The sequence below is a fragment of the Cytophagales bacterium genome, from assembly GCA_033344775.1.
Classification (GTDB): domain Bacteria; phylum Bacteroidota; class Bacteroidia; order Cytophagales; family Cyclobacteriaceae; genus JAWPMT01.
Genome location: JAWPMT010000004.1, coordinates 327,199 through 338,996, shown reverse-complemented (window position 1 = coordinate 338,996; position 11,798 = coordinate 327,199). Strand labels below are relative to the sequence as shown.

Sequence of the window (11,798 nt, the reverse complement as noted above, 5' to 3'; positions counted from 1 at the left end):
AGATGCTGAAAGATTACAGTTCATAGCTGGCGGATTGTAGCAATTTTCAAGCAAAACCGATCCCAGCAAAACAGTGCAAACCCAAGGGGAGAGGAGAGTATTATCAAAAGGCGGTCGATAATGGGTAAGTCCTTTTCAAAAAATGGTTTGGCACCATGCCAGCTGAATCGTTGATAATTTACGATGGCTCTGAGGTAAGGCATATTTCGTTTGTAATATTTCTTCTTTTGAAGAATCATTTTATGATAACTTCTTGTTCCATTGGGAGAGGTGGATTGAATCCTTCTGATGTTTTTTGTGATATTATCATGTCCGTTAGGAAAATAGGTTTCAAAAGGGAGATTGATAAACAGAAGAAGGCGATCATCTAATGAAAACCAAAGGACGTTGGTAGGAATACGATGCTCTCCTTCAAAGAACTGGACAGGAATATTTTGTAGTACTTTGGTTAGTATGACCTCAACCTTGTTTCCCCATACCTGATCATCGAGCCTCATCGCGATGTAAGAGCCAAGTTTTAAGTGAGAGGGAAAAGAATCTCCAAAAGTCACACCAGCAGAAGTTTCAGAAATCCCACATATTCCCACAATTGCAGAGTTTTCATTTCTCAAGCGATTCGCTTCTTCAATACCTTGGATCATATTCATAATATGCTTTTTTTCCATTATATCATCCGAGTCCAGATCGGTAAAGTACATCCCGCTTGCATGCCTAAGTGCAAATACAAGTGCAGAGAGTTTTCCGCCATTTGTTTTCTCAAGTAGTGTGACCGATAGATCGCTGAATGCAATGAAATCTTTCACTGTTGTTACATGCTCAGCGAGTGACCCATCATCAACCAAAAGGTATTCTATTCGGGCATCGTAATACAGCTTACTTAATAATTCACAAGTAATTTCTGGGCGATTGTAGGTGGTTATACAAATACTTAAAAGCGGCTGACTCATGTATTAGGTCATTTAAGCAGAAATCCTCCGAAATAAATTGAGGTAGTCAGATTGTACCGATTCCAAAGAATAGTGATCGGAGCAGTATTTTTTCCCCCTCACGATCAGGCTTTCACGGAACGTCCTGTCTGTATATAACTTAGTAATGGCACGAATCCATTCTTCCTTCGATGAACAGCATATAGCAGGGGAGTCTAAATATGAGGGAACTGGAGATGCCACTACCGGAATACCGGCTGCCATGGCCACTCCAATTTTTGTGAAGGAGTGTCCAAGGTTATAGGTATCTGTGAGGTCTCTGGGGGCTATAAAAATATCAGCCTGAGCCAGGTGTTCTGGGATACGATTGTGTTGATAAGCTCTAAATTCAATGGGAACAGTCAGAAGACTCAAGTCTGGCTCTTTTTCCGCAACAATAATCACGATTAATGGTGTGTTTTGGTGCAGCTCTTCCAATACATTTTTGATTTGTAGAAGGGCCGCTGCTTTATGAGCATAGCCTATCCAAATAAGGGTCAGTGAATCTGAATCATTTATTTCCCGGATTCTAAAGTAGTTATTTGATAAGGTCTCATTGATCATGTAGGTTACCTTTTCTGTAAACCTTTGTCGAAGTATACTCAATGTATGAGGAGAGTTGGTAATGATTGCGTCACTGATGTTTGCAAATGCTATTCCTTCTTCCAACTGTTTTGTAGTTACAAAATTTGAGCCTTTTTCGAAAATATTGATGTTGATGTCAAAGACGATCCGGGTTCCTTGTTGTTGTAATTTTATTGCAAGTGTTTGAGCGGAAGCATTATATGTTTTTAGAAAAATGACTATATCATAGTATCGATGGTTTCGGTAAAGTTCCAGGTGAAATTCACGGTTATTCCTGAAAGTCTCAATGATGTCGTAAACCCTAATCCTGGTAGAGGCATCGACCTTGCTATAGAACCCTACAGAAGGGACTATAAAACCTATTTTTTTATGAGTCGAGTAAGTCGAAAAAGACTTGAGTACTTCTTTGACGAGGAATTTCATTTGATGTCAGCCTTAATGGCCTTAGTTGCTACACTATTCCATCTGTGTAGATAAGTTTGGGTCAAATTAAACGGCTCTTAATTAATTTCTTCAATCGATGCTTGATGGTTATGGGTTCCGCCCACTCGCAGGTTCTGCAAAGTAAATCACCCTTTTTTCCGTTCATCCTTGCTATCACCTCCTTAAAGGCCTCGCTTTTGTGCAAATGGTCGTAATTGTCTCTCATTAAATTGCCTATGATATGTCTTTTGCCATAGTCCACACAGCACAAGCTTACATCTCCATTCGGTAGAAGTACGTTTTTCTTTTCACGATTTCCTGGGCACCACAACGCTCCGTTTATAATTGGTGGACTACCTGTTTCTTCATTAGATACATTCCCAGCTCTACTGGTCAGTTTTCTATTGACTGTTTCCAGGTGTTCCATTAGAGACAATACCTCTGGATGTACTCCAAAATAATCAATATATAGAATATTGGGAATGTGGCTATTCATTAGCAGTTTCATTACTTCGAGGTAAGACTCATCTATCCTGACACGCATGTGGACACCATCATCGGGTAAGTGCACATTGAATTTTTTGAACTTTAGCTGTTCTAATTCCCTAACGTGTTCAGTCTTTAAACCTTCTACAGTAGTATAGACAGAAACTTCATGCCCTTTCTGATAAGCAAACTTGATCATGTCAATACAATCGGGGTTTAAAAATGGCTCTGAATATCCTGAAAAGTGAATATCCACATCAATGGGGACAGACGAAAGGCTTTTTTTGAATGTTTCAAGAGTCATCAGTCGGTTATTGCTAACTTTTTTATGCTCCAGCGCAAACATGGCCTGGGGGCAATAACTACAGCTTATTTTACAACCTGCTATTGTGGTTATCTCAAGGTGTCTTTCTTCTACTTTCATTTCCAGTGACTCAAGTCTCGATCAAGAAACTGACCTAATTTATCGTTGTGAGGCTTGAAAATTTGCTGCAATTCATGCCTCATCTCGTTTGATAAAGTGAATTCGCGATTATTACGACCATCAAGCATATCCTTCAATATGTGGCGTACGCCCTTTGACTTACCTTTCTCGCCACTTACGTTTTGAGGCACATCAATAATGGAAGGCTGAAAATTGGTATCTACCTGTAGGAATTCAAATACCTCTTTCGCATAGGCACGTGGGTTAGCCTGAAGGTCATCAAAGAGTACTATTTTTATATTTTCTGATGGAAAAAACTCTAAAAACCTATTAATCCAATGCATATAAAACCCTGATAGGATCCACTCATCGTACAGTACAAAGCTACCGATATGCTTTCTTAGAAATAGATCATCAAAATTATAATTAATTCGCCTTTTCCTTTTTTGATGCCACCAAAGTGAAAGGGCCCTATCTATGGGATTACGTAAAGTAAAAATGAACCTGGCGTCGTGTCGAAACCGGCTAATGCGTTCCGGCACAAAGGGATCCTTGATATATTCAGGAGTGGGATCCAAATAGATTTGATTTGAGGACTGAAAATCGAAATGCTCTTTGTACCAGTCAATCCCCTTTTGATAGTGCAGACTAAAATAATTAATGCGATCTAATTGGTGAGACGTACAGATTTCAGGATGTTCCAGAAAAACCTTCCAAAGCCAGGTAGTGGCACTTTTCGTTACACCAGGCATAAAATAAAAGGGAATATGCTGATCGCTGAAAGCTGTCATTCAATGGTCGTAATTAAAATAATTGAGCACCCTGTTTGCTTCAAGGTCAAAACTTTTTCTATCGGACCTGGATAGCCGGTCCTGATGTCTGGCGCCTATATCTGCCATCAAAAAGTGGTGAATATCCTGTCTACTGAACCAGTATTTGCTGTTAAGCTCCCCATAAGGCACGTCATAACTGTCATTCGATTGAATCACTTTTTTTGATTTAAATCTCAATTTTGGCAATTGATCGGGCATCTCATTTGTAAAATCGAAAAGTTTTTGGGAAGTGTCGAAAGGTGCCTTTATTACGTCTTCAAATCGTATGACCATTGAATTTTCATACTGCTTCGTCTGCGTTAAGATTTCATCAAAGAACCGCGCATAATAATAACCTGCTCTTTTTGCAGAGACACCCCTTCTCAGCCAGGATTCACAGACCGCATGACCATGCCGCATGAGGTAAATGAAATGAACCGTGGCAAATGATTTATAGAGAAGTTCGGAATACTGTATGTCCCATAGTGAATTATTACTGACCCCTTTTAGGCACAATGTGGCATTTGCTACCTCGTTCTCGGTATAAAGTTCTGATTCACTTTTATACTTGTTGTCGTTATCCTCAAAACTGAGTCGTTTACGGTTTATGAAACTTTTAGAAACTGCCTTTCTCGTGTATGATTCAGCTAACCCCAACGCATCAAGGCTTCTTAAAAAGTAGAAATATGCCCTATTCTTGCTACGCTTTCCCAGCACATGATTGATCTCACACATGGGAGATACAATATTAGGGTGTGACTGCAGCATGTTCCAGGTAATATTGGTCCCCCCTCGGGCAAGTCCATTGAGAATAATGACTTTCTGATCTACTTTCAAGTGTCTAAGATGGTAAATTTTTAGTGACCTTATACGACTAAAACAAATCTAGTTCCAGTCGAGCTTTCTATCTAAAAACTCCTCCAGTCGCTCGTTATGAGGCCTGAAAAAATCTCTTAAATTCAATCTTGTCTTTTCATTCATGTTTTCATAGTCAGCTACATTGTAGGGGGTGAAATCGTTGGGCAAGGTTTGGCTGATACTCAAAAAATCGTACACCTTCTTTAGTTCTTTCCGGGGATCGGCAAAAAATGTTTCACTGATTAAAATGAGTATTTGATCTCTTTTATACCATTTAAGCCAGTGTTCAATCTGATCTATGTAAATGCCACGAGAAAGGTATGACGTATTTTCGAAAGTATGGTGGTAGTCCAGAGGGTTTGATAATAGATCTGTTTTAGCCTCATGTATCCTTTCCATCTCTCCTTCAATGGCCTCTTCAAAGCTGTTATGAACTTCTCTACCCTTTCTGCATTCCATCTGATATTGCGAAAAAGCACGGTTGATCGGGTTACGTAGAATCACGATTATTTTGGCTTCGGGGCATAAGGAATAAGCTCTTTCAGGAACAAGCGGATGAAACAAGTAATAGGGAGTATTGTCTCCGGCAAGTTTCTTTGAACTTGCCAGTGGAAACTGATGTCGATACCATTTCTCACCTTTGCTGTAATATCGGTCAAGGAATTTTGACTCTTTGTCGAAAGACATTCCCAGCTGCGGATGTTGTCTCAACCACCAGTATAGGGTGCTGCTACCGGATTTTTGGGCACCAACACAAAAAAAATCAGGAAGCTTTCTACTACTGGCTGTAAGCAGCCGAATACGTCTTTCTGCATTGAAGGCGCTATGACGAATCCATGATCGAATAAGCCTGGGAATGAGGTGCTTTAGTATCAATTTGAATGCTTTTGTGATAAAGAAAAGCCAGTGAATATGCGGGACTGGCTCAGGCGGTACCGCAATTTCATCCATTTGTACTGCCAGTTTACATCGCTGCGCACATGGTACTTTGCCTGGTTGTTCACACAGGAATCCTGAAACTCTTGCAGTTTTGAATTGGTAAGGATGGTGGACAAATAATGGTCAACCTTAGATAAACCAGAAGCAAGAGGAACTTTTGTAAAGTCAAACCCAATACTCATCTTCCAGTTTTCAAATTTATCAATGTAGTAACTGGGCGCTAGAGGAAGGTCATTTACGTGTGCTTTTCCTGCTGTCATACCACCTTGAATGGCCAAATAGTCTGGATCGTTTCCCCAGTTTTCAGGCCAGCCTCTGATGAACCTCTCAAGCTTTTCGCGGTTTTTGACTCCTTGCAAATAGCCTTTTCTGTATAAGTCAAAGTAATCTTGCTCAAAATCATGAATACCTACCAAACATATATCCCGATAATAGTGGTAGCCTTTAAGTGCCATTTCTTTTCGAATATATGTGTCGGGCCTCAATTGATCAGTTGTTTTGGGGAGTAATGACATTGCTTCAGGTATATGTGCTGTCCTGATGATTTTATTGCCAGCCGACCTGAAACTGTTCGTGAGTTTGTCGAAGACCATTCCAAAGTGGAAGAAAGAATTTTCAGGCCTTTGAGAGGCTGTTCTAAGCAGTTGCAATATGCCAGACTCGTGTAGCAAGACATCCGCGTCAATTTCTACGATCCACGGTTTTCCACCATCCATACCCATCTCAAAAGTTCTTTTGATTGCCTTGTGCATGGGACGCTCGTCCATGACCATTACGTTTCCCTCATCAAAGATAGCGTTAGCTTTTGCCAGAGCCCACGCTGTTGTGCGTTCACCTGCACTTCTTATTACGACGATGCATTGGTCAATCAATGCCTCGGATCTGTTTTTATCTTGGAATGGGTCTTGAATCACTTGTTACAACAATGTTCAAATATACAAGCAGTAGAGCCAAAGCTCTTCTTGAACTTAATTAATAAGCTACCGAGATATCTTATTTCTGATTATTGTCTAATTTTTCGCTGCCGTTTTTCAAAATTGATTCGAAGAGAGCCAAGGTGATTTTTTCAAGAGAAGTGAACTCGTTTCGGAGGAGACTGAGCAATAAATTCTACTTTAATCAGTGGAGTTTGTTATTTAGTATGGAGGGATTGCAGGAAGTACCCTTTTCATTCGACCATTTTAAACCGATAGTACCGCCTCATGATCGTTTTTGGGCCGATCCATTCGTGATTTTCAGAAACGGCTTGTACTACATTTTTGTCGAGGAGTTTTTCTATGAATCGAAGAAGGGTGTAATCTCAGTAATAACACTGACAGAAGAAGGTCAATATTCATCGTCCAAAGTTGTATTGAATAAAGATTATCACTTGTCTTATCCATTTCTGTTTGAAGAGGAAGGTGATTTGTATATGATTCCTGAGACCTCCCAAAATGCAACTATCGAGTTATACAAATGTGTGGACTTCCCTTTAATGTGGGAATTGGAAAAAGTTTTGATTGATGACATTAAGACAGTGGATACCACACTGCTCAAGCATGACAGCAAGTACTGGCTTTTTACCAATGAGAAAGTGGTGAAAGACAGTCAGAACTGGGATGTTCTTAATGTGTTTTATTCGGATCATCTCTTAAATGCAGCATGGAAAAGACATCCTCAAAACCCTGTTGTGCAAGATATTGAAGCTTCGAGACCCGGAGGGAGCATTTTCAGTCGTTCAGGTCAGATGTTTCGACCTGGTCAGAATTGTCTGAAACACTATGGACACGGACTAACGATCAACGAGGTGATCCACTTAACTGAGACATCCTATAAAGAAAAACGTGTCCAGTCTATCTATCCCGATTGGGCAAAAAACATAATCTCTACACATACTATAAATTCCGTAAACCAACTAACAATCATCGATGTGTTGGTAAGAAGAAAAAAGCTTCTTAGACAAATATGAGTCTACCCAAAGTCTATATTTCTCATCTCTTTCAGGAAGGTCCATATGGGGGTAGTAACCAATTTGCTCGCGCATTAAGAGACCATTTAAAATCGCAAAACCTATTGACTGCCCAAGCGGAAGATGCTGACGTTATGCTGTTTCTAAGTCATGCCAATATCAGGGAGGTGGTCAGGTTGAAGCAGTCATTTCCGGACAAAATATTTATTCATCGGGTAGATGGTCCGGTTTGGCTTCATAGTAAGGGGAGTAAGTATAGAGATAAGATTACGCATTGGGCCAACAAAAACATTGCCGATGCGACGGTTTTTCAATCTGATTGGAGCCGGAATGAAAATTGCAAACTAGGATTTCCGAAGAGCTCTGCTGAAAAGGTAATCATAAACGCCGCACTTCCCTTATTGTTCAATCGGTTGGGTAAACAGGCATTTGACCCAACTCGTAAAACGAAAGTTATAATCACCAGTTGGTCTTCCAATAAAGCAAAGGGCTTTGATGTATATTCCTGGCTGGATCAGCACCTCGATTTTTCAAAACTTGAATTGACCTTTGTAGGCAATAGCCCTGTTTCCTTTCAAAACATACAGCAGGTTGCCCCTCTGCCTCCTCAAGCATTGGCGCCGATTCTAAAAGAACATGATATTTATCTCACTGCATCAGAAAAAGATGCTTGCTCTAATGCATTAATTGAAGGACTTAGTTGTGGGTTGCCGGCTATCGCTAAAAATGATGGCGGACACCCTGAAATAGTGAAGGACGGAGGAGAATTGTTTGACAGCCCTGAACAAATACCTTTTCTACTGGAGAAACTGATCAAAGAATATGCTCAATATCAAGATCGGATTTCTATACCATCTATGGAAGAAACAGGTAATCACTATTTGAGGTTTATTACGAAAGTTTTCAATCAGTCCTCAATTAAACCTAAGAGATTAAAGAAAAGCGCTTTATTACAATTCGCAGGAATAAGCTTGGCCAACCGACTTCATTCTCTTATGGCCAAGATGAAAAAGTATGTGCGAATCCTCCTGATTAACATGCTATTGTTGCTGATAGGATTAATGGGAGTAGAATTGATATTTGGGGGCTGGTTTTCGCAAGAAAATAAACTGAACAGTTTATTTGTGGTACGCGATCGTGTAACCGAATTTGAGCTTAATGGGCTTTACCCTTATCATAAACCCACCATCAAGATTACTAAAGATCGTTATGGTTTTCGTGGTGGGGCTTCTACTTATAATAATCCGGCCGCTATTGATATCCTTTGTATCGGAGGTAGCACTACGCAACAAACCTATGTCGAAGATGGGTATACCTGGCCAGATGTGCTAGAGAAGGAGTTGAAGAAAAATGGCTTGGATCTAAATGTAGCGAATGCCGGAATTGATGGGCAAAGTACATTTGGCCATATCAAGAACTTCGAACTTTGGTTTTCCCAAGTCCCAGACTTAAATCCAGATTACATATTTTTTTATGTTGGCATCAATGATTTTCATCGGAGCCGAGCATTAGCTGGTAGTGATGAAATAATGCGGAATGACTTTTCATCAAAAGTTATCGGGAGCATAAAAAACAACGGTGCTATTTATCGGTTGTTCAGATATATATATGGAATGATTGAAGCCAGTAGATCAGAGCTTACACATGGAAAAGTGGTTTTTAAAGATCATGACTATGTTAAGAATGGATTGTTACCCGAGTCCATCGCTAAAGAAATTCTTACTGCAGGTCTGGGTGCATATGAGCAACGGCTAAGGAAATTGGTAATGTATTCTGAGGAGATTGGAGCAACTCCTGTTTTTATCACACAACCAAGCAGGCGATTCAAGTTTAATGAGAAAGGCGAAGTTTTGGGACTTTCTTCGCCATTTAAAAAGAAGTTGTCAGGCTATAAGTTTAATGGTGTAGATTACTACGAGGGCATGCTGGAGATGAATGAGATAGTAAAAAATGTAGCCGACTCATATAAGCTGCTAGTCATTGATCAGACCGGTCTTGATTTTTTGACCGATGAGCATTTTTATGATTTTACGCATACTACGCCTTTGGGATCGAAGCTTATTGGAAAGCACATAGCCTCTGTTTTTATGGAGTCTTTGGGAAAACACTATGAAGTCCCATTGAGGCCATAGCGGTTGATATATGCAGGAGCTTATTGCAAAAATTCATTGGTTGTTAGAAAGGAGGGAAGATGCATATCCAGTACAAGATCAGTCCTATCGAGAGTTGATAGAGGCCATTGCGCAATTGACCGAGCTTTTACTTCATCAGGTAAAAGAGATTAGCGACACCTGGAAGCCTGATCCACAACTGGTAAAAAAGACTCATGAATTTATAGAACAGCCGGTTTTTATCTGTGGCGCGATGAAAACAGGAACAACCTTACTTACCAGATTACTTGATAACCACCCTTCTCTGCTAGTGATGCCTGGAGATAGCCATTATTACACCAATTTCAGAAAGTTTTCAGGAGACTATGCTGACTTGTGCCACTATTGGATGCAAAGATTGGTGAATCCCACTGGGCAGTGTCCATTTTGGTTTTTGGGTGAAAGTATAGACTCCTACATAAAATTCTTGTTGTACCTAAATTACTTTTTGAAAACAGATTACGATACGTTTCAATCGGTGGTGGCTGCCGTTTTTTGTGCCAACCCGAATAGAAGTATGTCCACTAGGTATTGGGTAGAAAAGAAACCCGAGAATGAGTGGTACGTACAGTGGCTGGTCAAACGTTTCCCTAGGGCCAAATTTTTACATATAGTGAGGAATCCGTTGCCAAATATTGCATCCATCAAGAAGTTGAATGAGTTCAAAGCCATCCCCTTTCGTGCCATTAGCTATAGTGTCAGACTAAAGCACCTGATGAAGTTAGGGGTTGATAACCTTGAGTCTCTTGGAAACGGTACCTACAAAATTATCAGGTATGAAGACTTATTATCCGAACCGGAAAAGGAGATTTCAGCTCTGGCTGCTCATTTGGATATACAGATTGATACCAACTTAACCATTCCATCAGAAAATGGTGTGCCGGCAAAAGCGAATTCTATGTATGCTGCAAATCGGATAACGGGAAGTATAGCTGGCTGGGGAGATGATAAGAAATGGAAAAGTATGCTGACTCAGAAAGAGAAGGAGGAAATTGTAACTGTCTTGTTCTCTCAGGCAGTCTCGAAGGATTATGAGTATTGGTCGGACGAAGAGATTAGGGCGTTTAGAAAGTCCAGTAATCTAAGAGGCCTATGGATAACACTGCTAGCAAGGGTGATTGCGTTTAAACAGCGTTTTGCATAGAAAACTTACGTCAGGTGCATAATGTTGATATTGAAATAGAAAATTGCTTTAGGGGCGATCAAAATCACGTAAGAAAGCTTCGGACAGGAGACGAGTATAAAATTCTGCTCCCTGGGATGACAAATGGCCATGATCAAAATGGAATTTTGACATATACAACTCCGGGTATTTTAGGGGATGACCCAAATCTAGTTTATGACCATTGGGAATATCATTGAACAAACCCCATACATGTTCTTGAATAGGGACTCGAACAAATACCAGTTTTATATTTTTTTCTGAGGCCCTGTGAATAAGGTCTTTGATTTTTTGCAGGTGAACTACATTTGGTAGTTTCAGAGGTGAGTTCATTTCTGCAAGAACCCTTTTTCTTCTTTCCCATAATTCAAGGGTATCCGCTTCAAAGCGTTCTTTTCTTACTTCTATTGATGCCAAATTAATTCCTAGCCTGATTTGATTCGAGAAATTTATATGGCCATTTTGCAATGGCCCCAGGGCAAATTGCGTGTCTCTCTTTTTCCTCATAGATTGAAACTGCTGTCTGCCCATACCAAATTTGGTTTGCGCCTGAATCACACTCTCCGTATATCTTAATAGGGTTCTGGGAGCACGTTTTTCCATAAAATTGGCCAAACCAAACTGATAATTATCCAGAGTCATCCAATAGTTACGTCTCACAGACATGTCATTTTTGATAAATGCCTGATGTACATCTATCAACTCGATGATATAAGTCTGATCTGCAGAATCGGCCTTTTGATTGATAAGATGCTCCACGATCATATAGAGTTCCGGAGGCTGTGTACCAGGCAGGCTGACATTGAATGATTTGAGACCTGTCAGGCTATCAAAAACCATTGGATCCGTATTTCGAAAACTTCGACTGCTGCCCAGAAACAGCACATCATATTGTATGTTTTGTTTTTGAAGAAAGTTCAGCTTCACGTACAGGTCATCATATCCCCAATACCATGGAGTATAATGGTCTAGTAGCTTTTGAGAAAAAAGCAAACCGATGAATAGCATCAGAAAAAGAGCACACTTTATGGCAAACCGCTTCATCT

At 40.2% G+C, this 11,798-nt stretch carries 11 protein-coding genes; 3 read left to right on the top strand and 8 right to left on the bottom strand.

Annotated elements, in window-relative coordinates:
• Window positions 1–20: 20 nt before the first annotated feature.
• The 7 genes from R8G66_10355 to R8G66_10325 all read right to left on the bottom strand — a co-directional run bounded on the left by R8G66_10355 (window position 21) and on the right by R8G66_10325 (window position 6,259).
• On the bottom strand, window positions 21–947 hold the full coding sequence (locus R8G66_10355) for a glycosyltransferase family A protein (protein MDW3192760.1): 927 nt from the start codon (window positions 945–947) through the stop codon (window positions 21–23).
• Between the two features lie 12 nt (window positions 948–959).
• Window positions 960–1,973: a glycosyltransferase gene (locus R8G66_10350; GenBank protein ID MDW3192759.1), complete on the bottom strand. Its 1,014-nt coding sequence runs from the start codon at window positions 1,971–1,973 to the stop codon at window positions 960–962.
• Window positions 1,974–2,034: 61 nt separating this feature from the next.
• On the bottom strand, window positions 2,035–2,883 hold the full coding sequence (locus R8G66_10345) for a radical SAM protein (GenBank protein MDW3192758.1): 849 nt from the start codon (window positions 2,881–2,883) through the stop codon (window positions 2,035–2,037).
• Window positions 2,880–3,674, bottom strand: a complete 795-nt coding sequence (locus R8G66_10340) for a sulfotransferase domain-containing protein (GenBank protein MDW3192757.1) — start codon at window positions 3,672–3,674, stop codon at window positions 2,880–2,882. The genes R8G66_10345 and R8G66_10340 overlap by 4 nt, the downstream gene beginning before the upstream one ends.
• Window positions 3,675–4,532, bottom strand: a complete 858-nt coding sequence (locus R8G66_10335; protein ID MDW3192756.1) for a sulfotransferase — start codon at window positions 4,530–4,532, stop codon at window positions 3,675–3,677.
• Between the two features lie 48 nt (window positions 4,533–4,580).
• On the bottom strand, window positions 4,581–5,504 hold the full coding sequence (locus tag R8G66_10330) for a sulfotransferase domain-containing protein (protein ID MDW3192755.1): 924 nt from the start codon (window positions 5,502–5,504) through the stop codon (window positions 4,581–4,583).
• Window positions 5,426–6,259 carry a hypothetical protein gene (locus R8G66_10325; GenBank protein ID MDW3192754.1) on the bottom strand — a complete coding sequence of 278 codons (834 nt, stop codon included), beginning with the start codon at window positions 6,257–6,259 and terminating at the stop codon, window positions 5,426–5,428. The genes R8G66_10330 and R8G66_10325 overlap by 79 nt, the downstream gene beginning before the upstream one ends.
• 374 nt (window positions 6,260–6,633) lie before the next feature.
• Here R8G66_10325 and R8G66_10320 point away from each other — a divergent pair, with 374 nt between their 5' ends.
• The 3 genes from R8G66_10320 to R8G66_10310 all read left to right on the top strand — a co-directional run bounded on the left by R8G66_10320 (window position 6,634) and on the right by R8G66_10310 (window position 10,734).
• Window positions 6,634–7,440, top strand: a complete 807-nt coding sequence (locus R8G66_10320) for a hypothetical protein (GenBank protein ID MDW3192753.1) — start codon at window positions 6,634–6,636, stop codon at window positions 7,438–7,440.
• A 176-nt stretch (window positions 7,441–7,616) separates the two neighbouring features.
• Window positions 7,617–9,572 carry a GDSL-type esterase/lipase family protein gene (locus R8G66_10315; GenBank protein MDW3192752.1) on the top strand — a complete coding sequence of 652 codons (1,956 nt, stop codon included), beginning with the start codon at window positions 7,617–7,619 and terminating at the stop codon, window positions 9,570–9,572.
• A 10-nt stretch (window positions 9,573–9,582) separates the two neighbouring features.
• Window positions 9,583–10,734, top strand: coding sequence for a sulfotransferase (locus R8G66_10310; GenBank protein MDW3192751.1), 1,152 nt, complete (start codon window positions 9,583–9,585; stop codon window positions 10,732–10,734).
• Between the two features lie 48 nt (window positions 10,735–10,782).
• Here R8G66_10310 and R8G66_10305 read toward each other — a convergent pair whose 3' ends face one another.
• Window positions 10,783–11,796: a hypothetical protein gene (locus R8G66_10305; GenBank protein MDW3192750.1), complete on the bottom strand. Its 1,014-nt coding sequence runs from the start codon at window positions 11,794–11,796 to the stop codon at window positions 10,783–10,785.
• Between the last annotated feature and the right edge of the window lie 2 nt (window positions 11,797–11,798).